The organism is Marinobacter sp. 3-2, from assembly GCF_003751355.1.
In the GTDB taxonomy this organism is placed as follows: domain Bacteria; phylum Pseudomonadota; class Gammaproteobacteria; order Pseudomonadales; family Oleiphilaceae; genus Marinobacter; species Marinobacter adhaerens.
In genome coordinates, this window is sequence record NZ_RJUQ01000013.1 from 999,233 (window position 1) to 1,022,160 (window position 22,928).

Below are 22,928 nucleotides of genomic sequence, written 5' to 3' on the forward strand. Positions count from 1 at the left end.
TCCTCCCGTAACAAACGATTCAGGAACACTATGACAGAGACATCCGAACTCCAGCTTCCAGAAGACAGACCGCTCGAAATTGCCGGACGGGTCTACCAGTCCCGTTTGCTCGTCGGGACCGGCAAATATCGTGACATGATGGAAACCGGCCATGCCATCGAATCCAGCGGTGCCGAGATTGTTACCGTTGCGGTGCGCCGCACCAACCTAGGCCAGAACCCGGATGAGCCGAATTTGCTGGATGTGATTTCCCCAAGCAGCTACACCATTTTGCCCAACACGGCGGGCTGCTATACCGCTAAAGACGCCGTCCGCACCTGCAAGCTGGCCCGCGAGCTTCTGGATGGCCACGACCTGGTGAAGCTGGAAGTCCTTGGTGAGGAGAAAACCCTTTACCCGAACATGACTGAGACCCTGGTTGCCGCCGAAGAGCTCATCAAGGACGGCTTCAAGGTCATGGTCTACTGCTCGGACGACCCGCTGCTGGCCAAGCGTCTGGAAGAGATGGGCTGTGTGGCCATTATGCCCCTTGGTGCCCCGATCGGTTCCGGCCTGGGTATCCAGAACCGGTATAACATCCGTCTGATCGTAGAGAATGCGAATGTTCCGGTACTCGTGGATGCCGGTGTTGGCACCGCGTCAGATGCCACCATCGCCATGGAGCTGGGCTGCGACGGCGTACTGATGAATACCGCCATTGCCCAGGCCAAAGACCCGATCCGAATGGCCAATGCCATGCGCCTGGCCATTGAGTCTGGTCGTGAAGCCTATCTGGCGGGCCGGATGCCCAAGAAGCTCTATGCCAGCGCATCCTCGCCCATTGATGGCACCTTCTTCTGATCTCGGGCACAATCCTGACTAACGATAACCGAGGGCCGGCGCTGAACGACCGGCCCCGACAACGATAAATCAGAGCGCTGCTGTCCTGCCATGACTGACCAGAAACCCAGTCGCCGCGAGGCGATTCTCCATGCTCTTGTGGAACTCCTGGAGACCGATCCGGGCGCCCGTATCACCACTGCCGGTCTCGCCAAATCCGTGGGCGTTACCGAGGCCGCTTTGTATCGGCACTTTCCCAGCAAGCGGAAAATGTTCGAGGCGCTTATCGAGTTTGCTGAAGAGGCCGTGTTCTCCCGCTGCCAGGTGATACTGCAGGAGCAGGAGGACGTGCGCGTTCGCCTTCAACAGCTGGTGCATTTGGTGCTGGTGTTCGCCGAGCGCAACCCTGGCCTGTGCTGCGTGCTGACCGGCGATGCCCTGATGGGCGAGAACGACAACCTGCGCAAGCGTGCCTCCCAGTTCTTCGAGCGCCTGGAAACCCAGGTACGGCAAACCCTCAAAGAAGGCGAAATCCGCCAGGGTCTGCGGCCCCGGACGACGTCTGCTCGCGGCGCGGACTTTGTCCTGGTGTTTGTTGAGGGCCGGATTCAGCGGTTTATCCGATCTTCGTTCTCGCGGTTGCCCTCGACCGACTTCGACGAGAGTTGGGGTTTGGTTGCCGAGGGTGTTTGGGGCTAAATTTTTCGGTCGCCGCTTTAAATCCCTAGCCTGCTTTGTCGGGTGGTGGGGCGGAGGCAGGAAGGGCTTTCCCGAAACCGCTACGAGCACATCCATGTGCGCTTGGCGTCGGCCATCCATGGCCGCCGACATTTCGGGAAAGCCCTTCCTGCCTCCGCCTTTCAAACCTTTTCGATATCGCCCCCCAAGAACCAGGCATGTCTGTTGGGCATGCGTTGCACGCTATAGGTAGGATTAGGCTAAGCCGCAATCCAACAAAACACTTTGGGAATACCTTCACTGTGTCGGATTACGACTTCGTATAATCCGACCTACCAAATCCCCCAAGATGAATTCGCGTTATCACCGCAGCGCCGCCGGCACGGGATGAGAGCCTGCTCCCCGGAATGTCGACGGCCAAGGATGGCCGACGCCAAGCGCACATGGATGTGCTCGTAGCGGTTCCGGGGAGCAGGTTCTCATCCTGTGCCTTCCCTTAAACGAGCAGGCTACCGAAATAACTCCGAGGCCCACGGTATTACAATCATTCGTATCCGGAGGCCGACCTCAGAATAGACCGAACAGGCTCCCAGAGAGCCGGTGCCGAGATCAGAATATCGCGGCCCCAGAGGTCGGCAGGGTAGCCCTCAGGCACTTCACTGAAATGGCCAGCGGTGGCGCCTGCTTCCAGGGCGATCAGGCGGGCGGCGGCGAAGTCCCAGGGGCTGACGTTTTCATAGTAGATATCCAGTCGGCCACAGGCCACCCAGCAGATATCCAGTGCCGCGGAACCGATGCGGCGCAGGTCGCGGCATTGGTGAATCATCGCATCCAGGCGTTTGACCAGTGGTTCCAGGGCGTCTTTGGTGTAGGGGAAGCCGGTTGCAAACAGGGCATCACGGGGCACGGTGGCGCCGCTGTGGCGGATCGGATGGTTGTTCAGGGTGGCGCCCTCTGAGCGGGTCGCCCGGAATGTTTCGCCGGGGAAGGGCGCATGCACCACACCGGCCTGAACCCGACCTTTTTCGGCATAGGCGATGGAGACGGCTACCTGGGGATGGCCATAGGCATAGTTCACGGTGCCATCGATGGGGTCGACGATCCAGAGGGGGGTATCCAGCTCCTCGGCCTGGCTAAGGTCCGGCATGGTCTCTTCCGAGAGAATCCGGTGGCCGGGGAAGCGTTTGCGGATGGCGCCGGTGATGAATTCGTCCGCCATCACGTCGGCGTGGGTTACCAGCTCGGTTTGATGCTTGTAATCGGTGCGCAGGGCGTTGTTGTCCCGCTCGCGGCGAATCAGTTCGCCGGCCTCGCGGGCCAGGTTTTCGGCAAAGTCGGTAATCTCGAGCAGAGAAACTGAATCAGACATGGCGCCCCCGTTGATATCCCGTTAGAGAATGAGGGCGCCAGTCTAACACGGCAGGATCAGAGGCTGTTCAGCCACTGCTCCATCTTGTCCATGGCGGTGACCAGCCGCGGGCAAGCCTGTTTCACGAAGTCGTCGCCTAGTTCCTGTTCGGCATAGTCGCCGCCGGCGAGCTCCAGGGATTCGGCGCCATCGAAGTCGACGAAGGCCAGGCGCGCCGCCAGATGATCCGGCACGAAGCCAAAATCGCTGGCCGGCAGGATGGCCACGCCGGTGTTTTCCAGCAGGGCCTGGCAGAAGGCCTGGCTGGTCTTGATGTCTTTACTGGCCAGTTGTTCGCGGAAGCCGGAGAAGTCCGGGAACAGGTAGAACGCGCCTTCCGGTTTCTGGACCACCGCGCCCATGTCGCTCAGTCGACGGTGCATGTACTCGCCAACAACCTTCAGTACCCGACGGGACTGTTTGAGGTATTCGTCGATGTCGTCACCACCGTTAAACGCTGCAATGGCCGCGTGCTGGATCGGTGCGCTCGTCGCTGTGTAGGTTTCACTGGCGATGATGGCCATGGCGTCCTGCAGCGGCCTCAGTTCCCGGGGGAAAATGAATGTACCAAGGCGCCAGCCGCCGGCACCGGCCCATTTACTGAGGCCGGTACTGATGATGGTGCCTTCCGGGTAATACCGGGCAATGGATTTGTGCCTGCCCTCGAAATGCACCTCACCATAGATCTCATCGGAAAGCAGGATCAGCCGGTATTTTCGGGCCACATTGGCAATGGCGAGTAGCTGGTCGTCGGTGTAGGTGCAGCCGGTCGGGTTGGACGGGTAGTTCAGGATCAAAATCCGGGGCCGCGAGGGATCATCCCGACAGATGATATCCAGCTCTTCGGCGGTAAGCTGCCAGTTGTTCTCGGCATGGGTTGGCAGCCAGTGAACCGAGCGGCCGATGATCCGGGCTTGCGGGGCATAGGAAACCCAGCTCGGACGCGGGATCAGCAGATCACCATAGTAGGCCAGCTGCAGCATGAACAGCAGTTCCTTGGAGCCCGGGCCAATCAGCACGTCTTCCCAGGTGCAGTGCATGCGCTCACTACGGCGAATGTAGCCGGCGATTGCCTCGCGTAAGCCCTTGAGCCCCTTTACCGGCAAATAGTCCTTTTCGTGGGCGTGCTCCTTGAGCGCCTCCACCACGCGATCGGGAACCGGGAAAGGGGACTGCCCCAGCCCGAGTTTGATAATGTCCTTGCCCTCGGATTTGAGGTGATTGCTCAGCTCATTGATTCGAAGGGTGGCCGAGGGCTGAATACCCCGGACGTTCAGGTTGATCGCGTAACGGTGGTCGTTTTGGATGTCCATTGTCCCTGTCTGTTGGTTGGAAATGACCCCGTCAGTATAGGAAACCCCAACATATCTGTGATGTCGTGGCGGATAGGTGATTGCCGCAGTTTTTCCTCAGACTTTGGTCTCGGCTATCGGGATTTGATCCAGACTTCCACCCGACCATTGCGCGGGCTGCCGCTGCCGCCCACCGGCATGTACTGGCCATAACCCGTGTAGGCAACATCCGGCACGTTCACTTCCTGCAGAGCCTTGCGGACCGACAGGGCCCGGAGCTCGGAAATCATCTGGGCGCGTAATTCATGGCTCTGGGTGTCGGCGAACCCGATGAGTAACAGGTCGTCAGCGGATCGGCCGTTCTGGTTCAGATACTGCTGAACTCGCTGCAGGTCCCGGCGGGCCTTGTTGTCGAGCTTGGTCCGGCCTTCGGAGAAACGGAAATTGACCGTCAGGCGATGGTAGTTGCCGGTCAGGCGGCGAAAACTCTCGGGCGTCGATTCGTCGAATTCCGGCTTGACCGCGATGGGGTTCTGGGAGATGAATCCGGATTCTGCAACCAGTGCCTGGCCTTGCTGGCCGAGGGCAAAGCCAATCAGACCTGCGGAAAGTGGCGGGACGTCACTCCCGGGCGTGTACATGAACAGGCGTCGTGATAGCGGATAATCCTCGCTGGCAACGGTGAGCTGGTTGGGGTGAAGCGCTGGGGCATTGCCTTCCGAGATCGCCAGGAGTTTGCTGTTACGCACTGAGGCGAGGCCGGAGAAACCAATACCCGAAGGATCCCTGCTTACGTCATCCGACAGCTGGTCGTTGGATTCGTAGCGCCTGGCGTTGCTGTCCAGTTCGAACTGTTTTCCAAAAACCAGGGATTTAAAGGTGTCCCAGGTTCCGGAACGGTCATCTCTGGCGTAGAGATGAATCGGGCGGTCCGGGCCGCCCAGCTCGGACCAGTTCCGGATCTGCCCGGAGAATACGCGGCGCAGGGTTTCGATGCTCATTTTGCTTAAGGGGTTGGACGGGTGCACCAGAATGGCCAGGCCATCAATGGCAATAACGTGCTCGCTCTCGGGCGCAGTGAGATCCGCCCGGTCGCGAAATTGCTCTGCTTCCTGCGGTTTTACCGGGCGGGAAGAGGCCCAGATGTCGGCCTTGCCTGCGGCCATTGCCTTGAAGCCGGTGCTTGATCCGTGCGCTGCAACCAGCACCTCGGCCGCCCGATTGTTCACAGGCGCTCGCAGGATTTTTTCGTTTTCCACGCCGGTACCCCTGGCTGCAACCTGTCCGCCGCCATGCTCTTCCAGATAGCCGGTAACCAGCATTGGCGCCAGGGTAGCGCCGACGGTATTGGAACCGTGAATTTCCAGGTCATAGGCCTGGGCCTGAAAGGCCATAAGAGCGGGCAGTAGCAGTCCCGGGAGTGTTGCAGTCATCCGTGTGAATCGCGGCATCTTTCGAAAAACCCTTACCAGACAGTTGGTTGAGAAGCTGGAAGGATGCTTCAGAAATATGACATTTGTGTTTCATTGCCTAGACATTGGGACACAAGGCCGCAGGTCCCTGTAAAAAAATGTTAAGCAGTGCGCGGAGCGCAGCGTTCGGCTGGCCTATAGTGACGCATCCGCCGTAACAAAAATAAACACAGCGGGCAGAGGCACATCCATGGATGCCATAACATCGAAAGCCGGGCAGGCCCCTGCTGCGGGCGCACGACCAGTTCCCATGAAGAAGGTGTTGCTGGTCGATGACCATGCCCTTTTTTCCCAGGGGTTGGCGGGCCTGATCCGTCAGGAAGGCTTGGCCGAATCCGTTGTGATCGCCAGCACCGTTGAGGGCGCCTCGGATTTGTTGGTCCGTCAGGACGATTTTCAGCTGATCCTGCTCGATATCGCTTTGCAGGGCGAAACAGGGTTGGCGTTGTTACCCAGGCTGGCAAGCCACAGGGAGCCACCTCCGGTGGTGATCATTTCCAGCAGTGAAGACGAAGCCACGGTAAGAGCTGCGCAGGCAGCCGGTGCCAGTGGCTTTCTGGCGAAATCTGCCGGGCGGTCGGCGCTGGTGAGCATGGTCCGCTCTGTAAGCCGCGGTGAGAGGTATTTCCCTGGCGGTGCCGATACCGTGGCACCGGGGCTGTCATTGACCCCGAGGCAAATGGACGTGCTCCTGTTGTTGGCCCAGGGCTTTCCCAATAAACGGATTTGCCAGAGCCTGAATTTGACGGAGCACACGGTGAAAACCCATCTCAAGGCGATTTTTACCCAGCTTGGTGTTCACAATCGGACAGAATGCGTGAATCTGGCCCGGGCTCGTGGGTGGTTGTGACGGCCGCGGGAAGCCGGACCCAGAACACAGACCCCCCGCCAGACTTCGACTCGGCGCCGCACTCTCCCCGCATCAGCCCAACAAATTCCTGAACAATAGTCAGGCCAAGTCCCAGACCCGGATACTCACTGGGGCCTGCGCCTCTCACGTAGGGTGAGAACAGGTTATCCACCAGCCCGGATGGCAGGCCGATGCCGTTATCCGCGACTTCCAGCAACACATGTGAGCCCATGGCTTTTGCTGACAGGGTAACGGCAGTACCGCCGCTGTGTTGCACCGCATTGAATATCAGGTTCTGGAGGATCCGCGACAACAGTGATGGATCCGCCAAAACCTTGAGATTACTACCCGGGTGGTCAATCCGAACCTCTATCTTGTTATTGCCAAGCGAGTCCGCCAGCAAATCGTTGAGATCCCGGAATACCGGTGCCAGTGTGGTTGGTCGGATAACGGCTTGCACCATGCCCTCGTTGAGCCTTGCGCTGTCGAATACGGTGCCCAGCAGGCGCCGGAGATGACGAATCATGTCCCGCAACTGTTGGGTTGCCGGGTGCGCTGCGGGGCCGTCTTTGCTTGGTGACAGGCTTTCCAGCGTTATGTCGATCACGTTCAGAGGCTGGCGCAGGTCATGGCTGGCTGCGGTGATCAGTTCCGTTTTTCGCCGGCTCTCGTCGCGGGCCGCCTGATGAATCTGATCCAGCAGCTTACGGTCCAGAAAGTGCGCTCGGTGGCGGTATTCACTGGTCCACGCGCCAACCATGCCGATAAGGTTGGCCGTGGTCAGGAAAAACAGGTTGGTCGCGATGTCGGAGCCGGACATACCGCTCCAGAGTTCGGTCAGAAGGTAGCCGACGATCAGAACAAGCGAGACCATGGACGCGCTGAAGAACGGCAGCCCCATGGCAAAGTATCCGAACATGAGCATCAGGATCATGCCCTCGTAGGGCAGCGGAAAGGCAACCTGTCGCGCGGAGGCAATGATTGCGACCACGCTCAGGCCACCTACCAGGTAGGCCAGGGTATAGATGCGCTCGAAGAGCCTGTCCGAGGGAGACGCGCGGTAGGCGAGCCAGACAACTGAGGCAATCACCGGGCAGGTGACGGCGAGCCGGATGGAGACCGTGACCTGAGCCAGGTCGGGCGGCAGGGTCAGTGCATCCATAACCGCGTAGATCAAAAAAAGGAACAGGCCGGCCACTGAAACGGGCCGGGCTCGCTGTCGGATCAGTCCGGACCGGGTTCGCCGGTAAGCCTCCTCCAGATCGGGCGCAAAGCGCAGGTTCCGAAATCCGGCGGCCTGTTGTTGTCTGATCTGCTCGGTTGTCATGGCCGTTTCCAGTGTCGGGCAGGTTTCTGGATTGTATCCGCCCCGGCCGACTGGCTTCGCGAACCCGAGCACATTCCGGTCAGCCGTTACCGAGCATCTTCAGCCGTGCCCAGGTTCTGTCCTGCTCATCAGGGAAATGCTGTTCCAGCAGAGCTTCTTGCTGTTCCTGGATGTCGGCCTCGGCCAGACCCGAGGATTCCTCCCGTTCCATCGCTTCCCGGAACGCATCGAAGCGCTGGTCGAAGCGCTTACGCTGCTTGAGATACTTTACGACGCTCTCGATACCGTCCGGACCCACGCCAAGCTCTTCCAGTTGCCTGCCGGCGGCTTCCGGAGACGAGGCAGATTCAATGGCTGCTGTCCGGGCCTGTTGTTGTCGGCTGCTCGCGTGAAGGTGTTTTTCGGTTGTCCTCAATTCCTCGGGCAACTGATTGCGGTGCCACTGTACGAGTGCCTGTTTGCCCTGTTCGCTCAGGTCTGTGCGCTGCTGAATGGCGAGTGTCGCCAGTGTGTATTCGCTGTAAGCCTCCTCAAGCCCGAAGAAAGCCCGGTGGGCATCAGGGCTGAAGGTGCTGGCGCGCAGTTGTTTCAGCTGTGCCAGGGCATCACCCAGCGCCGTCAGCTGATAGCCCGGATCCTCTGTTCGGGCTGGGTCGAGTCGGGTTTGCAGGACCTGCAGTGACGCCTGTTTATAGGCGAGATACTCATCGAGGAGCGCCAGCGCCTGGGTGGAAGCGGGCTCAGGCAAGTGGTTCCTGGCCATGCTTTCGATCTGTTGAATGGCTGTTTCCGGAGTCACCTCGCCGACCGTGCTGAGGAAGTAATCGAAAAAGTCACGCACCCGCAGATTGATAACCAGCTCGCCGTTGTCATCGGCTGTCAGGGCGCCGTCAATTTGTGTCCCTGATAGCGACGCCGCAAACGGGGTCGGCCCGAGGGAATCAGGAGTTCGGGATTGCTCCTGTCCAGAAGAAGGCTCTTCCGGGACCGGTTTGGCGCTGTGCTCGGATGCTGGCGTTGGCGACTTCGCCGGGGCCGCGGATGATGGTGGCATTGAAGCCGAAATTTCGGCGTTTGTCTGGGCTGTTCCGGCAAGGCCATACCAGAGAGCACCGGCGACCAGGACGGCCGCCAGTGCACCCGGGAACAGCCACCGACGCGCTTCGATGGATGTCCGCTTCATGGTCACCTCACAGACCGCGGTTTTTAAGCCGGTTGGCCTGGGTGCGGTAAAGGGTGACAGGGTTGGTCCACAGAGAACGGGCTCCGAGAAGGTGGTTGATAGCGTCCACGTGGTTCATGTCGTAGTGGGTGCCGATCACCCGGCCCATCATGGTTGAGCAGACGCCTACCAGCCCGTCGTTGGGCTCGCTGCCAAAGGCCAGTGAAGTGATACCCAGGAACGGGTCGGTAATGTCGAACGCATTTGTCCACACGCCCCGGCCAGTCCAGGAAAAGAACTTGATGCGATTGCCGTCTATCCAGACATCCTCGCTGGTTCCGGCGCAGCTATTCCGGTTCACGCCTTTCCAGCCAAGGGCATCGTTCAGGCTGGTTGTACCAGGTGTGGTGAGGGTCTCCAGCGCCGCCAGCCCGTTCTGAGGGTTGTCTGCTCCGGACAAGGCATTGATCAGATCGCCCAGGGCGTTGGCGATGGCGTTGGCGCCGCCTTCGACATAGCTACCCGGCGGAAGGATTCCCCGGACCACATCGGCCACTTTGGAGCCCTTGTTAACGCCGTCGATGGAGGTGATTGAGGCAATACGGTGAGGAATCAGGGCTGCAGTCACCCGGGAGGTAGGCGCGCCCTGGCTGTGGGCCATCAGGTTGACTTTGGAATGGCCGAGGCTGTTGACGTAGTTCGCCAGTTGCTGGCCCCGCTGCTCACTGCTGTTGACGAAGGACACGCTGGCGGAATAGACCTGTCCGCCACTGCGCTCAAGATTCCAGGGAATGGTATGGAAGTAGTTCACCAGGCCGCCGATGGTGTTGAACCCGGTGACGCCGTGAACCAGGACAATCGGGTGGCGGGTCTGGGTGTAGCCGGCGTGGCTTGAAAATGAGGCGGACAGCAAGGCCAGCCCCAGCACAACTGCTGTGGTAAATCGAATACGCATGTGTGACTCCTGTTGTTTTTGTTGACGGCTGCATCAGGCAGCCGACGGTCGTCGATGCGTTGTCGATTATTGGTATGTCAGGAGCGATCAGGAATCGCCCAAATGGGTGAGGACAGGAAGGCTGCGTATTCAGGAAAACCGGTGGGGTTCCAGCTCCATATGCTGGATGCGCTGGCCCAGCATGATGATACGGCCGATGTAGCGCTCCTCACCGGTGGATGTGAAATCGAACAGGAAGCGGCGCCAGACTCGGATCCGCCCCTGATCGTCGCGTTTGAACCATAGGCCACGGAGGAATACCGCATCATCCAGCAGCATCACGTCCATGCTTTTGCAATAGCGACGCGCTGCCTGGAGCACGAAATCCTTGATGGCTTTGGCGCGCCACCAGTACCAGACAGCGAATCCGGCCACGAATAGCCAGAACAGGGTTCCAAGAGTCACGGTCTCAGCGATCTTCCACGGTTGCTCAGAGGGATGAACGCCAGCCTACCCTATTGCGTCGGCTCGGGGAATCGCTGACGCTTCCCGGATTCCGGCGCCGGCAACAGTCGGTCACACAGCATCTGCAGGAAATGGCTGGTCAGCAACTGGGCCTGATCCACGTTATTGCCGAGGTGTTCCGACTCTTCCCGGGCGTTTTCGCTGCTCTCGACGGAGCGGTTACCGAGTTCCAGGAGTCGTGCTGCCTGACGTTCCACCTGAACGCTCAAGGCCGCCTGTTGTTCGGTAGCGCCGGCTACCTCATGGGTGCAGGACGTAATGAGATCCACATCTCTGAGGGTCGCTTCCAGCGTCTCGCTGGCCTCATTGGCGATGCCTGCCGTTTGCTGACAGCAGTGGGTGCCGTTGTTGATCACCTCGACCACCTCACGGGTTTCGCTTTGCAGGGCAGCAATCATCTCATCGATCTTGCGGGTGGATTCGTGAGTTCGCTGGGCCAGCCCCCGAACCTCATCGGCAACCACGGCGAAGCCGCGACCTGATTCGCCGGCTCGCGCCGCTTCGATGGCGGCATTGAGAGCCAGCAGATTGGTCTGCTCGGCGATGTCGGAGATCACATCCAGAACCATGCCAATGGCATCGCTCTTCTCGGACAGCGCCTGCATGCGGTCATTGGCCACAGAGAGCTGCCCGCCGAGCTCGGACAGCGACTGATTCATGGATGTCATCTGTCCGCGACACTGGTTGGCTGACTGGCGCGCGTCGTCCGTTGCGTCATGGGTCCGTGCGGTCAGTTCGCTGACCCGCCGCACGCTTTCCGCCAGCTCCTCAAAAGCACGGGTTATGTCCTGGATATCGCCCTGCTGGCTGCGGATGCTGGCTACAGAGTTGGCGACCCACTCGACGGTCCGCTGTTTCCGGCCGTGGAGCTTGCCCACATTGGCGTGCATGCGGGCGGAAACGGCCCGAAGAACCGCATCCCGTTTCTGGCGATCAAATTCGATCCAGGCACCTTCATCCCTGCGCCCGGTATAGATCCAGGGCATGGCCGGGTGGGTCTCGGTACAAGCCGATCTGGCGCTGCGCATCACAGGAAGGGTAAGCCAGACCAGTACCGCGAATACTGCCAGCAGCAGCCCTTGCAATGTCACTAGATGGGACAGGGCGAGCTCTGAAAGTCCGAACCAGAGCAGGGCAACCGCCAGCAGTCCATACAGGCAGCCCAGTTTCAATGCCAGGGGCGGACTGACTGCAAGGTATCTGCGGGGGACTTTGCCTTGTTTCCAGGCCGAATAGAGTTTCTCCGCCCGGGCAACCTGATCTGGTCGGGGGCGTGTGCGAACAGACTGGAACTCAACAATCTCGCCGTCTTTGCGAATTGGCGTAACAAAAGCGTCCACCCAGTAATGATCGCCGTTCTTGCAGCGGTTCTTCACCATACCCCGCCAGGATTCGCCGGATTTAATGGTTTGCCAGAGATTTTCGAATGCCCCCGGCGGCATGTCCGGATGCCGTATCAGGTTGTGGGGCTGGCCGACCAGTTCGTCAATTGTATAGCCAGCGACTTCGGCAAACTCTTCGTTTGCGGCGGTGATCTTACCGCGAAGGTCGGTGGTGGTGATCAGGTGGTAGTGGTCCGGGTAAACCTGTTCTTTCTGAGTGACCGGTTCGTTGACTCGCATGGCGTTTCCTTGCACGGGTCAGTGTTTTTCTCGTTGTTGGCCTACTATCAACCCGTTCTTTTGTCCTGAATATCCGGTTATTGCAATAAATGAAAATATGTTCACCTATTTGCTGTTTCCCCTGGTGGTTTCTCGTCTTTTGCAATATGTGGCTAGGTTGGCGACAGATACTGCTTATGCTGGTGGGTGGAACTGATCGGACATGATTCAGGGGCTGCTAAAAAGGAGTGAGCAGTGCATGCAGGCATTACAACAACAAGATTTCAGGGCTCTCGTCGACAACCACCCAAAAGCCATCATGCTGGCAACCAGGGAGCCAAGGATTCTTTACGTGAACGAGAAATTCCGTTCAGTCACCGGCTACCGGTCGGACGAGGTGCTTGGCCAACCCCCTTCTGTGCTCAGCTCGGGATTTCACTCCCGCGAGTTCTATGAATCCATGTGGAGGGCCATTGGTCATAAGGGGCGCTGGGAGGGACTGGTCTGGAATCGGCGCAAGAACGGCGAGACCTATCCACAGTGGTTGATGATCTATCCGGTTGAGCACGAAAACCATCGGTTTTACGCCGGCGTTTTCATGGATGTCGGTGATATGACGGCTGACGATGAGCGCCTCGCCTCGCTGGCCTATTACGACCCGTTGACCGAGCTGCCCAATCGCGCGCTGTTTCAGGAGTTCCTCAAGGCGCGTGTCTCACAGAGGGTAAAGGACGGTCAGGCGTTTGCAGTGCTCTATATCGACCTGGATTTCTTCAAGTCCGTAAACGATTTGCATGGACATGATTGTGGTGACCGGGTTTTGCAGCAGTCAGCTCTATGTATCCAGAGTGTGCTTCGCCGCGGGGATGTCGTGGCCCGCCTGTCGGGTGACGAATTCGCCGCTATCATCGAGCTGCGGAATGATGATGACCTTGAGAGCGTGTGTCAGCGGATGGTTCAGAGCTTCAGGGCGCCAGTGATTGTCGATCATCGCGAGTATTTTTTGTCGTCATCTGTTGGCGCCGCCGTCTATCCGGACCATGGCAGTCAGGCTTCCGAGCTTCTGCAGAACGCGGATCGGGCCATGTACGCAGCAAAGCTTGCGGGGCGGGCCTGTTTCCGGATTTACGATGCGGTCGACACCGAACAGGGTCGGCAGGCCGAGCTGCTATCCGAGGCGTTAATTGTTTCACTGAAAACGGCACCGGAGGAGTTCACGGTTGTTTACCAGCCACAGTACCACCTCGATACCGGCAAGATGGCCGGGCTGGAGGCACTTCTACGCTGGACCCACCCCGAATTCGGTGCCGTGTCACCTGCCGATTTTGTCCCGATCGCGGAACAGCGAGGCCATATCCACGAGCTAACGGAGCATTTGGTCCGTTGCATCGAATCGGATCTCTCCGAATTCCCCGCCTCATTTCTCCGTGGTCTGCGGCTTGCTCTCAATATTTCGGCCCGGCAGATCACGGATTCCCGTCTTGAAGCCCTCTTGAACCCACTGTTCGAGAGAATTCGAGCAGTGGGGTGGCGCCCTGAAATCGAGATTACCGAAACCCATTTGATGAATCTTTCACGTCAATGTCTCGACAGACTGGCGGAATTCTGTGAGCAGGGGGTTGTCGTCGCCATTGATGATTTTGGCACAGGATACTCTTCGCTTGCCTACCTTCACACGTTGCCAGTTCAGGTGCTGAAAATTGATCGTCAGTTTACTCAAAGATTGGGTGGGGAATCGCGAGATTCACGCATCGTCTCCGCGATTTTGGCAATTGCCGATGCCCTTGAACTGGAGGTGGTTGCTGAGGGAATCGAGAACGCCGAGCAGCACGCAAAACTGAGAGAATTGAAATGCCAGAGAGGACAGGGATATTTGATGGCGCGGCCGGCTCCCTGGAGAGTATGGAGCGCCAATCTGATTGACCACGGTCAAGAGAAGAGCAAATAACCCTAAAATTCACAGGGTTTTGCAAGATATGGCTAGTGGCAAAGTGTTGCCTCCTATAGAAGTAGCCCAATATTTTGTTTCAGGGCTCAAATGAGAAAGATATCTCCAAAACCGGATCTGGACGCGTATTTGAGGCTGAATAACGCCTCATTTGAGGAGTGGATCACCGCTCTCCGTGTGCTGTCTGGCTGCGACGATATAAAATGCCGCCCGCATTCGGGCGGCGGCAGTATTGGTTCTCTCTCTGCTCTTGATAGTGCGCGCGGACGGGTTATTTTGCTCAAAGCCAGCAAAGGGATAGACGTGTCGGGTTTTCGTTCAACCGAATCTGTCCTGTTATTACCCCGAGAAGGGGTGCCGGAAATCGCCATTCGGGGAGGCCTCTGGCAGCCTCTGGACCGACTGCTTGTACTTGTTCCACAAGACAGGTTCGAACTTCGTCTGGCACCTGGAACAAAGGTTATGATCCTGAGGCCAGATGTTGGTGCTCTGGGTGACTGGATCGCGCAATCATCTGATCAATGTCTTACCGTTCTTGAAGCAATAATTGACTGTTACCTGGAACGTTTGCCATTTGTTCGGGGGGATGAACAGGCCAGGCAGTTGACGAACCGCTTTTTCGATACGTTGGCGACGCCCTGGACACCCCGGAAGGCAGCGGTGTGTTCGGAACGCAACCTTGACCGCCGTTTGCAGCGCGTCGTGGAAAAAATCATGCAGGATCCTGCCTGGGAGTTCGACCTCAAGGAACTGGCAAGTTACGCCGGGGTCAGCGAGCGGAATCTCTACTACCTGATGAAGCGGGAAACGGGTATTACGCCTTATCGGTTCTATCAGAGGGCTCGTTTGACCCGGGTTCGGGAGCGGTTGGTTGACTGTCAGTGTGAGGTGCCACACATCTCCTGGTACGCCGCGGATGAGGGGTTTTCCCACCTTGGCCGATTTGCCGCCATGTACCGTGAGCATTTTGGGGAGCTGCCCAGCGAAACCGTCCAATGGCGCCGTAACCTGCTGCGACGCAGCGTTGCGTCCGCGGAGGAACTTGTAGAGACGTGATTGTCTCACGCAAAAAAAGGCCCGGCGCACGTTGCCGTGGCCGGGCCTGATACCTTGCTTCCTATCAGTGGGCCGGAGCTGACTTTTCCTCAGGTCCGGAGCCGTTACCGTATTCCTCGGAGGCTGAGCTGTGATGATCACGGCCCAGCAGGATATAGAATGCCGGTAAGACAAAGATAGTGAACAGGGTGCCGATACCAAGACCTGCGCTGATGGTCAGGCCGATGGCAAAGCGGCTTTCTGCACCCGGGCCGATGGCAATCAGCAGAGGCACCATGGCAAAGATCAGCGCCAGTGATGTCATGATGATTGGCCGCAGACGAATGGCGGCAGCCTCGATGACCGCGTCCACTTTGTTAAGCCCACGCTCCTTCTGCAACTGGTTGGCGAACTCGACAATCAGGATACCGTTCTTGGACACCACCCCGATCAGCGTGATCAGACCCACCTGGGTATAGATGTTCATGGTGGCAAATCCGAGCACGATGAACGCCATTGCCCCGGCTACCGACATGGGCACCGAAACCAGGATGATGAACGGGTCCCGCCAGCTTTCGAACTGGGCTGCCAGAACCAGGTAGATGACCAGCAGCGACAGGAAGAAGGTCACCATCAATGCGCTGCCCTGGGTGGCCAACTGTCGTGTCTGGCCGGTGTAGTCGTAGGTGTAACCCTGCGGGAACACTTCGGCGGCGGTCTGCTCCATGAAATCCATGGCAGTGCCAGCGGCCACCCCGGGCATAACCACACCCTGAAGGGTCAGCGAGTTCTGCTGGTTGAACTGGGTCCGGTTGGACGGTTCAACGTCCTGGGTGAAGCTGACGACGCTGCCCAGCGGCACCAGTTCGCCGTTGTCTGCCCGAATGTAGTACTCATTGAGTGCCTGGGCGTCCAGCCGGAACTGCTGATCCACCTGCGGAATGACCTGGTAGGAACGGCCCTCCATGCTGAAACGGTTGATGTAGCCGCCTCCGAGCATGCTCGACAGGCTCTGGCCGACGTCCTGCATGGACAGGCCAAGGTCCGCCACCCGGTCCCGATCAACGTTGATACGCGTGATCGGACGATCAAAGTTGATGGACTTCTGCAGAAACATGAAGTTACCGCTGCCCATGGCTTTGCCGAGCAGTTCGTCAGCCACCTGGTCGAGCTGTTCATAGTTGTTGCCGGTGGTGATTACGAACTGGAACGGCAAACCGCCGCCGGAGCCCGGCAGCGAGGGGCGCGGGAAGACTGCGGTTTGCAGTCCGGTGACGTTTTTGAGCTCGGCATCAAGTTTGGGCTGGGCCTCAAACTGGCTGATTTCCCGCTCGCTCCAGGGCGCCATCTTGAAACCACCGAATACGGCATTTGGGCCGGTGATCCCGATGATCATGAAGTCTTCGTTGTAGCCCGGAACCGTCGACATACGCTCCTGGATTTCATCGCCGTGCTCCAGCAGGTAATCCAGTGTCGACGTCTGTGGGCCAAGGCCCTGATAGAACAGAATGCCCTGGTCCTCGGTGGGAGCCAGCTCGTTCTGGCTCATGGAGACCATGAAATAGATTGAGCCCAGCACCACGACGGCGAAGAAAACCACGACCGACTTGGTTTGCATCAGTGAGCTCAGGGCCGACTTGTAGGTGGCGGCGAGGCCGTTGAACGTTTTCTCTACCAGGTTTTCGAATTTACCCGGGTTGCCGTGGGGTTTGAGAACCTTGCCCGACAGCATCGGAGAAAGCGTCAGGGCAACAATGCCGGAAATAACCACGGTACCGGCCAGCGTGAAGGCGAACTCCGTAAACAGGGAGCCAACAAGCCCGCCCATGAAGCCGATCGGGGCGTACACCGCCACCAGGGTGGTGGTCATGGCAATGATGGGAACCGCCATTTCCCGCGCACCATTGATTGCGGCGTCAAAACGGGATTCTCCCTGCTCAATGTGCCGGTGAACGTTCTCTACCATGATAATGGCGTCATCCACAACGAGACCGATGGCGAGAACCATCGACAGCAGGGTAAGCAGGTTCAGCGAGAAACCGAACATCAACATGATGAAGGCGCCGCCAATCAGTGACAGCGGCACCGCAACCGACGGAACAATCGAAGCCCGAACCGAGCCGAGGCAGAGGAACACCACCACCAGAACGATGATCATGGCTTCCAGCAGTGTTTGGATAACCTCGTTGATGGAATCTTCGATAAAGTCTGAGGCGTCGTAAGCCAGGCGAACATCCAGGCCCGAAGGTAGTTGGCTTTCGATGTCCGGCAGCTCGCCCTTCACCAGGCCGGCGACGGTCAGCGGGTTGGCTCCGGGGGCCAGTTCAATCGCCACGTAAGTGGCAGGCTGTCCCTTGTAAAGAGCCAGTTGATCGTAGGTCTCCGAGCCCAGTTCGACTCGGGCGATGTCCTGCAGTCGGATCTGGGTGCCTTCGGACTGTTTGACGACCAGGTTGCGGAACGCATCCGGATCAGCGACGTCGGTGTCGCTGGTCATGCTGATTTCGGTGTAGGTGCCCTTGGTGTTACCTACGGCAGCCTGATAGTTGTTGGCGCGGAGCTTTGCGACTACCTCCTGCGGTGTCATGTCGACGGCCGCCAGGCGCTCCGGATCCAGCCAAACCCGAAGGGCAAATTTACGCCCCAGCAGTTCGGCCTTGCCAACACCGGAAAGCGCCTGCAGTCGGGGCTGGACAACGCGGGTCAGGTAGTCGGTGATCTCGGGCACCGCCAGCTCGTTACTGTAGAAGGCGATATACATCAGGGCGGTGGAGTCACCGGTGGTGGAGGTGATGACCGGGTCCTGGGCCTCCGCCGGCAGCACGTTGCGCTGGCTCGCCACCTTCGCCTGGATTTCAGCAAGGGCTGCGTTGGCGTCATAGTTCAGCACCATTTTGGCTTCAATGGTGGAAGTGCCCTGCGAGCTTGTGGATGTGAGATAGTCAATGCCACTCGCCTCGGCAATGGCCTGCTGCAGCGGCGTGGTAATAAAGCCTTTGATCAGGTCGGAGCTGGCACCGGGGTAGGCCGTTGTCACGGTCACCGTGGTGCTTTCAAGCTCAGGGTACTGCCGGATTTCCATTTCCATGGCCGCGCGGGCGCCCAGGAGCAGTATCAGCAGGCTGACCACCGTCGCCAGCACGGGACGGTGGATAAAAATGTCGGTGAAGCGCATTACTCAGACGCCCCCTGCTTCTGCTCTTCGTCCTGAATGGCAACTTTCTGACCTGCGCGAAGGCGCAGCAACCCCTTCTCTACAACGGTTTCACCGGCTTCCAGCCCGGACAGAACGGCTACGCGGGTGTTGCGGGTTTCGCCGGTGGTTATCGTGCGACGATTAACCACCAGATTCCCGTCGTCATTCTCTTCAACGACAAACACAAAGTCGCCGTAAGTGTTGTAGGAGATGGCGGTGCGCGGCACCGTGACTACCTCGTTGTCTTCCGGTTGCTGCGTCAACACGGTGGCAAACATGCCCGGGCGCAGGAGGTTGTCCGGGTTAGACAGCGTGGCGCGGACCCGGACAGTCCGGGTCTCCGGGTTAACCGAGGTGTTGATTGCGCTGACGGAACCCTCGAAATCCTGCTCCGGAACAGCTGCGACGGTGGCGACCACCGGGTAGCCTGTTGCTACGTTCGGCAGGTTTTTCTCGGAGAGGGTATAGTCGACATAAATCGGATCCAGCATGTTGATCTCGACAATTGGGGTGCCGGTGGCAATGTATTCGCCCTGGTCGACCATCCGGATACCGAGCGTGCCATCGAAGGGCGCGCGGATGATTTTCTTGCTCAACTGGGCCTCGGCTTCATTGACCCGAGCGCGGGCGGCGTCGAAATTGGCCTTGGCTTCATCGTATTGGGACTGCGACACTGCGCGCTTGGGTAACAGGTCCGATACCCGTTTGAATTCCTGCTCGGCCAGTTGCGCCTCGGCACGGCGAGTGCGAAGGGCAGCCTCATCAATGGCGGCGTCGATGCGGATCAATACATCGCCCTGTTTGACCACGTCGCCGGATTCGAAATTGATGGCCTCAATCACACCGGGTACCTCATTGGCCACCCGGATGCCGTTAATGGCTTCAACACTGCCCACGGCCTTGATGGCGGGTGTCCAGGCTTCGTTCTGAGCCTCAACGGCGGAAATCTGCGCCGGCGGTTGGGGCTGGGACATCTGCTCTTGCATCTGGCCAAACTGGTAGAATTTGTAGCCGAAGATGCCTCCGAGCACTACGCCGAGAAATATAATGACGATCAGAAAGCGGGAAGCAGTGCGCATGATTCGGGTCCTGAGGATCTGTGTCAGATTTTGGGAAGCATAGCATCCTACAAAACAGGGTCGCTAATGTCACCGGGTTGTAAGTATTTCTATCTAGACTTCGGATTGGTCAGATTTGACAGATATCATGGTCGTTTTCTTGGCGGGGGCTTTTCCGCGCAGGGCACTGGTAATGTAACAGGCGACAGTGACAGAATTACGACGGTATTCAGGGTGAGGATCAACCATGCAGTGGATTCTGGGAATCGCGTTGGCAGCCGCCGTGTTTGTGATTCTGAAACAATGGGGTGCGTTGTCCGCCGAAAAGAAGAAGGCGGCCACCTGGAAAGTTATCCTGGTCGTGGGCGGCGCACTGCTGGTGTTTATGGTGCTAACGGGCCGGATCCATGTGCTTACAGCGGCGGTGGCGGCCGTTATTCCGCTGTTGCGCAAACTCCCCGCCTTGTTGAAGTTTGCCCCTGAAATCAACCGGTTCATGGGGTCGAAACAGCGGGAAGACGGGCATGCGCAGGGGAACGATCACGCTGGTCCGGGCGCTGATCTGGTCGGCCAGATGTCAGAGCGCGAAGCCTGCGATATCCTCGGCGTGAAAGCCGGTTGTGCCGAGGAGGACATCGTGATGGCCCACCGCCGGCTCATGCAGAAACTGCACCCGGATCGCGGCGGGAACGACTACCTGGCGGCCAAGCTGAACGAAGCCAAGCAGGTCCTGCTGGGCAAGCGCCACGCCTGATATCAGGGCAGAACGTCGACCCGCACTTCAAAACTCCGGTTCTCGGACCGACTGCTGTTCACCTGATAGGTAATGCCACTGCGCTCCTGGGTTGATCGGGTTGCGGTGCTTCCCAATGTTACCCACTGTCCCGGCTCCACACGCCGGATGGTGACCACCGCCTCCGTTTTGTAGCCGTCCAGGTTTGCCGGTTCTTCCTCGAAGGAAACAATGCTCAGTTCGACCGCCTGATCAGAAATAACCTGGGGGCTGACCAGAAAGCCACTGCGCGTTTCGACCTGCTGTAGAAAGGCAGCAGGATTTCGGCCACCACGAACAGCGACGGGGATTGTCCGGACCTGGCCCGAGGTGATGTGCGCCGACTGGCCATCCTGCATGATCACTGATCGTTCCTGAGCGCTGCCGGTACTGGTAACGCGACGCTCTGCGGATATTCCTGCTTGCCCGTTGGACGCGGAGATGCCGGCACCTGAGCGCTTGCCGCCGCTGTCGGTTCTGGAGCGAACGGTGATCCGAACCTGGACTGGCGCTACATCCAGCGTTTCGACAAGCCGTCCGATTTCCTCCAGCAAGGGCGGTTCGCCTCGCACCACCAGTTGTTGCCCCCTTGCAGTCACGGTTACCGGCGAGCCCTGATAGAGCTCGCGGATCTGCACCGCCACATCGTCGCCCGGCCGGTTGTTGAGCTGGTAGGTGCGGGACTCGGCCTGGGCCAGAACCTGGCTGGAGATCAGCCCGAGCAAGAACGCCAGGGCCAGCTGCAGAGGGTATCGTCGGACAAAATAGACCATTGATTGCTCCCAACCCTGATGTCGGTGGTGAAAAAACTCCGGCATGCGGGTTGCCAAGGTGAAAACCGGGGGTATATATTGAAAAGCATGAAGACGACACACGCGACCTGTCAATTGAATGTTTTGCAAGCTTTCGGCGCCAAGCCGGCGGCTGCAGTCGCTGCTGTGTTTTTCTGGTGGTTTGGTTATGGCTTTTATTTTAGCCAGAGCCGGGGCCGCCCATAGGATCTTCATCGAACGAATAACGAGGAAGGCAGCCCGGCAGAAAACCCAGGCTGCCACCGGACTCGAAAAGCCCCGACTGGTAGCCCACCAGCCGGGGCTTTTTTGATTCTGACGCAGGGAAACGGAAGCACTGACATGAATATGTCCTTGAACACTGAACTGACACACCAGGTAGTCGGATCACCGGCCACCCACCGGGAAGAAGTGGTTCTGCCAACGCCGGCGGAGCTCAAACTTCAGATGCCGGCCAGCGACGACATTGTCCGGCAGGTCGATGAACACCGGCAGGCAATCCGGCGGATTCTGCAGGGCAGCGACACGAGAACGCTGATCGTCATGGGGCCCTGCTCCATCCACGATGAGGTGGCCGCACTGGAATACGGGGAAAAGCTGAAAGCGCTGGCGGATGAAGTCAGTGACCGCTTCCTTATCGTTATGCGGGCCTACCTGGAAAAGCCGCGGACCACGGTGGGTTGGAAAGGGTTGTTGTACGACCCCGAGCGCACGGGTGCAGGCGATCTGCATGAGGGTCTGCGTCGCTCCCGCCGCCTGCTCCTGAATCTGGCTGCCATGGGGCTGCCACTGGCCACCGAAGCCCTGAGCCCGTTCGCCATGGATTACCTCGGGGATCTGGTGAGCTGGACGGCTATTGGTGCCCGAACCACCGAGTCGCAGGTGCATCGGGAGATGGTCAGTGGGCTACCCATGCCGACCGGCTTCAAGAATGGCACCGATGGTGGTATCGCTGTCGCTACCAATGCCATGAAGTCGGCGTCCCATCCCCATCATCATCTTGGGGTTTCGGCAACAGGCGCGCCGGTGATGATTACCACCCGGGGCAATCCCGACACCCATCTGGTGTTGCGCGGTGGCCGCGGTATCACCAATTACGATGCGGCCAGCATTGAGCAGGCCGTGGGCGCCCTGGCAGAGGCGGGATTGTCCACAGCCGTCATGGTGGACTGCAGTCACGACAACGCCTGCAAGCAGTCAGAACGACAGCTGGATATTGCCCAGGACGTGATGGCGCAGCGCCGCGCCGGTAACCACCATATCCGGGGTCTGATGCTGGAAAGCTTCCTGGAGCCGGGGCGTCAGGACGACGGCGAAGATCTGCGCTACGGCTGTTCGATCACCGATCCGTGTCTTGGATGGGCGCAGACGGAGGCTCTGATCCGCTCACTGTAGACAGCAGTAGCTGTCCGGCGAGCAACAGGAGAACGCCGCCCATCAGCCGGTCGAGCCAGTGCCCGAACCGGTTAAACCCGCGGCGGACGCGGGGCAGGGTAAAGAAAATGGCAACCATGGCGAACCAGAGTGCCGTGGCCAGGGCCATGTAAATGCCATAGCCGGCCTGGAGCAGAATGGGTGTGCCTGGGCTGATCACAACAGAGAAAAGGGACACAAAGAACAGAGTTGCCTTGGGGTTCAACGCGTTGGTCAGAAAGCCCAACCGCAGGGCTGCAATACCGGACTGTCCACCCGTCGGATCCTGTTCCACATGAATGCCGCCGGCCCTTGCCCGCAGGCACTGGACAGCAATCCAGGCAAGGTAAAGTGCCCCCAGCACCTTGAGAACATTGAAGAGCATGATCGATTGCTGGATCAGCAGGCCAATGCCAAGCAGGGAATAACACACATGCACCAGAATGCCCCCGCCGATACCAATGGCGCTTAGCAGCGCGTTTCGTCGGGTCTGGCACAGAGCCTGTCTGAGCATCACGGCAAAGTCCGGCCCGGGACTGGCCACTGCCAGCAGGTGGACAAAGGCTACCGTCAGAAATTCCGGCCAGTAACTCTGCATCTTCCCAATTCCTCCGTTGAGACGTCCGTTGCCTGAAAAGTCTGACAGC

The 22,928-nt window shown here is 58.8% G+C and carries 19 protein-coding genes; 7 read left to right on the forward strand and 12 right to left on the reverse strand.

Going from position 1 to position 22,928, the window contains the following annotated elements; genetic code table 11:
- The first annotated feature begins 30 nt into the window (after positions 1-30).
- On the forward strand, positions 31-840 hold the full coding sequence (locus tag EDB94_RS11850; RefSeq protein ID WP_008173361.1) for a thiazole synthase: 810 nt from the start codon (positions 31-33) through the stop codon (positions 838-840).
- A gap of 90 nt (positions 841-930) precedes the next feature.
- The gene (gene slmA / locus EDB94_RS11855; protein ID WP_108018462.1) at positions 931-1,518 is read left to right on the forward strand and encodes a nucleoid occlusion factor SlmA; all 588 of its coding nucleotides are present in this window, start codon (positions 931-933) and stop codon (positions 1,516-1,518) included.
- A gap of 523 nt (positions 1,519-2,041) precedes the next feature.
- Here slmA and EDB94_RS11860 read toward each other — a convergent pair.
- The 3 genes from EDB94_RS11860 to EDB94_RS11870 all read right to left on the reverse strand — a co-directional run bounded on the left by EDB94_RS11860 (position 2,042) and on the right by EDB94_RS11870 (position 5,630).
- Positions 2,042-2,866, reverse strand: a complete 825-nt coding sequence (locus tag EDB94_RS11860; protein WP_108018463.1) for an inositol monophosphatase family protein — start codon at positions 2,864-2,866, stop codon at positions 2,042-2,044.
- A 56-nt stretch (positions 2,867-2,922) separates the two neighbouring features.
- The gene (locus EDB94_RS11865) at positions 2,923-4,218 is read right to left on the reverse strand and encodes a pyridoxal phosphate-dependent aminotransferase (protein WP_014578472.1); all 1,296 of its coding nucleotides are present in this window, start codon (positions 4,216-4,218) and stop codon (positions 2,923-2,925) included.
- A gap of 113 nt (positions 4,219-4,331) precedes the next feature.
- Complete coding sequence (locus EDB94_RS11870) at positions 4,332-5,630, reverse strand: substrate-binding domain-containing protein (RefSeq protein WP_260312571.1); 1,299 nt, start codon at positions 5,628-5,630, stop codon at positions 4,332-4,334.
- A gap of 229 nt (positions 5,631-5,859) precedes the next feature.
- Here EDB94_RS11870 and EDB94_RS11875 point away from each other — a divergent pair, with 229 nt between their 5' ends.
- The gene (locus EDB94_RS11875) at positions 5,860-6,519 is read left to right on the forward strand and encodes a response regulator (protein WP_108018465.1); all 660 of its coding nucleotides are present in this window, start codon (positions 5,860-5,862) and stop codon (positions 6,517-6,519) included.
- Here EDB94_RS11875 and EDB94_RS11880 read toward each other — a convergent pair.
- The 5 genes from EDB94_RS11880 to EDB94_RS11900 form a co-directional block, all read right to left on the reverse strand.
- Entirely contained in the window at positions 6,452-7,846 is a 1,395-nt protein-coding gene (locus EDB94_RS11880; protein WP_108018466.1) for a sensor histidine kinase KdpD, read from the reverse strand. The two genes, EDB94_RS11875 and EDB94_RS11880, sit on opposite strands and share 68 nt — an antisense overlap.
- Positions 7,847-7,925: 79 nt before the next feature.
- A complete protein-coding gene (locus EDB94_RS11885) occupies positions 7,926-9,029 on the reverse strand; it encodes a lipase secretion chaperone (protein WP_108018578.1) in 1,104 nt (367 codons plus the stop codon).
- A gap of 7 nt (positions 9,030-9,036) precedes the next feature.
- Positions 9,037-9,963, reverse strand: a complete 927-nt coding sequence (locus EDB94_RS11890; protein ID WP_108018467.1) for a triacylglycerol lipase — start codon at positions 9,961-9,963, stop codon at positions 9,037-9,039.
- Positions 9,964-10,092: 129 nt separating this feature from the next.
- Positions 10,093-10,407, reverse strand: a complete 315-nt coding sequence (locus tag EDB94_RS11895) for a DUF3301 domain-containing protein (protein ID WP_108018468.1) — start codon at positions 10,405-10,407, stop codon at positions 10,093-10,095.
- 50 nt (positions 10,408-10,457) lie between these two features.
- On the reverse strand, positions 10,458-12,089 hold the full coding sequence (locus tag EDB94_RS11900; protein WP_062786114.1) for a PAS domain-containing methyl-accepting chemotaxis protein: 1,632 nt from the start codon (positions 12,087-12,089) through the stop codon (positions 10,458-10,460).
- A gap of 238 nt (positions 12,090-12,327) precedes the next feature.
- Between EDB94_RS11900 and EDB94_RS11905 the strand changes: the two genes are divergently transcribed.
- Positions 12,328-14,016 (forward strand): bifunctional diguanylate cyclase/phosphodiesterase, encoded by a 1,689-nt coding sequence (locus EDB94_RS11905; protein WP_108018469.1) that lies wholly within the window; start codon positions 12,328-12,330, stop codon positions 14,014-14,016.
- A 462-nt stretch (positions 14,017-14,478) separates the two neighbouring features.
- Entirely contained in the window at positions 14,479-15,072 is a 594-nt protein-coding gene (locus tag EDB94_RS20900) for a helix-turn-helix domain-containing protein (protein WP_227497821.1), read from the forward strand.
- Between the two features lie 64 nt (positions 15,073-15,136).
- Here EDB94_RS20900 and EDB94_RS11915 read toward each other — a convergent pair whose 3' ends face one another.
- Positions 15,137-18,226 (reverse strand): efflux RND transporter permease subunit, encoded by a 3,090-nt coding sequence (locus EDB94_RS11915; RefSeq protein ID WP_108018471.1) that lies wholly within the window; start codon positions 18,224-18,226, stop codon positions 15,137-15,139.
- Entirely contained in the window at positions 18,226-19,326 is a 1,101-nt protein-coding gene (locus EDB94_RS11920; RefSeq protein ID WP_108018472.1) for an efflux RND transporter periplasmic adaptor subunit, read from the reverse strand. The genes EDB94_RS11915 and EDB94_RS11920 overlap by 1 nt, the downstream gene beginning before the upstream one ends.
- Positions 19,327-19,552: 226 nt before the next feature.
- Between EDB94_RS11920 and EDB94_RS11925 the strand changes: the two genes are divergently transcribed.
- Complete coding sequence (locus tag EDB94_RS11925; protein ID WP_008173338.1) at positions 19,553-20,059, forward strand: hypothetical protein; 507 nt, start codon at positions 19,553-19,555, stop codon at positions 20,057-20,059.
- A gap of 2 nt (positions 20,060-20,061) precedes the next feature.
- Here EDB94_RS11925 and EDB94_RS11930 read toward each other — a convergent pair whose 3' ends face one another.
- Entirely contained in the window at positions 20,062-20,850 is a 789-nt protein-coding gene (locus EDB94_RS11930; protein ID WP_108018473.1) for a secretin N-terminal domain-containing protein, read from the reverse strand.
- A 360-nt stretch (positions 20,851-21,210) separates the two neighbouring features.
- Between EDB94_RS11930 and EDB94_RS11935 the strand changes: the two genes are divergently transcribed.
- On the forward strand, positions 21,211-22,263 hold the full coding sequence (locus EDB94_RS11935; RefSeq protein WP_108018474.1) for a 3-deoxy-7-phosphoheptulonate synthase: 1,053 nt from the start codon (positions 21,211-21,213) through the stop codon (positions 22,261-22,263).
- On the opposite strand, the gene EDB94_RS11940 is transcribed toward EDB94_RS11935, so the two are convergent.
- Complete coding sequence (locus EDB94_RS11940) at positions 22,208-22,879, reverse strand: LysE family translocator (protein WP_108018475.1); 672 nt, start codon at positions 22,877-22,879, stop codon at positions 22,208-22,210. The genes EDB94_RS11935 and EDB94_RS11940 overlap by 56 nt on opposite strands.
- Positions 22,880-22,928: the final 49 nt, after the last annotated feature.

What these genes read in the sequence shown, in the direction of transcription:
- EDB94_RS11850 (WP_008173361.1), top strand. Translation starts at nt 31, where the DNA reads ATGACAGAGACATCCGAACTCCAGCTTCCAGAAGACAGACCGCTCGAA.
- slmA (WP_108018462.1), top strand. Translation starts at nt 931, where the DNA reads ATGACTGACCAGAAACCCAGTCGCCGCGAGGCGATTCTCCATGCTCTT.
- EDB94_RS11860 (WP_108018463.1), bottom strand. Translation starts at nt 2,866, where the DNA reads ATGTCTGATTCAGTTTCTCTGCTCGAGATTACCGACTTTGCCGAAAAC.
- EDB94_RS11865 (WP_014578472.1), bottom strand. Translation starts at nt 4,218, where the DNA reads ATGGACATCCAAAACGACCACCGTTACGCGATCAACCTGAACGTCCGG.
- EDB94_RS11870 (WP_260312571.1), bottom strand. Translation starts at nt 5,630, where the DNA reads ATGACTGCAACACTCCCGGGACTGCTACTGCCCGCTCTTATGGCCTTT.
- EDB94_RS11875 (WP_108018465.1), top strand. Translation starts at nt 5,860, where the DNA reads ATGGATGCCATAACATCGAAAGCCGGGCAGGCCCCTGCTGCGGGCGCA.
- EDB94_RS11880 (WP_108018466.1), bottom strand. Translation starts at nt 7,846, where the DNA reads ATGACAACCGAGCAGATCAGACAACAACAGGCCGCCGGATTTCGGAAC.
- EDB94_RS11885 (WP_108018578.1), bottom strand. Translation starts at nt 9,029, where the DNA reads ATGAAGCGGACATCCATCGAAGCGCGTCGGTGGCTGTTCCCGGGTGCA.
- EDB94_RS11890 (WP_108018467.1), bottom strand. Translation starts at nt 9,963, where the DNA reads ATGCGTATTCGATTTACCACAGCAGTTGTGCTGGGGCTGGCCTTGCTG.
- EDB94_RS11900 (WP_062786114.1), bottom strand. Translation starts at nt 12,089, where the DNA reads ATGCGAGTCAACGAACCGGTCACTCAGAAAGAACAGGTTTACCCGGAC.
- EDB94_RS11905 (WP_108018469.1), top strand. Translation starts at nt 12,328, where the DNA reads ATGCAGGCATTACAACAACAAGATTTCAGGGCTCTCGTCGACAACCAC.
- EDB94_RS20900 (WP_227497821.1), top strand. Translation starts at nt 14,479, where the DNA reads ATGATCCTGAGGCCAGATGTTGGTGCTCTGGGTGACTGGATCGCGCAA.
- EDB94_RS11915 (WP_108018471.1), bottom strand. Translation starts at nt 18,226, where the DNA reads ATGCGCTTCACCGACATTTTTATCCACCGTCCCGTGCTGGCGACGGTG.
- EDB94_RS11920 (WP_108018472.1), bottom strand. Translation starts at nt 19,326, where the DNA reads ATGCGCACTGCTTCCCGCTTTCTGATCGTCATTATATTTCTCGGCGTA.
- EDB94_RS11925 (WP_008173338.1), top strand. Translation starts at nt 19,553, where the DNA reads ATGCAGTGGATTCTGGGAATCGCGTTGGCAGCCGCCGTGTTTGTGATT.
- EDB94_RS11930 (WP_108018473.1), bottom strand. Translation starts at nt 20,850, where the DNA reads ATGGTCTATTTTGTCCGACGATACCCTCTGCAGCTGGCCCTGGCGTTC.
- EDB94_RS11935 (WP_108018474.1), top strand. Translation starts at nt 21,211, where the DNA reads ATGAATATGTCCTTGAACACTGAACTGACACACCAGGTAGTCGGATCA.
- EDB94_RS11940 (WP_108018475.1), bottom strand. Translation starts at nt 22,879, where the DNA reads ATGCAGAGTTACTGGCCGGAATTTCTGACGGTAGCCTTTGTCCACCTG.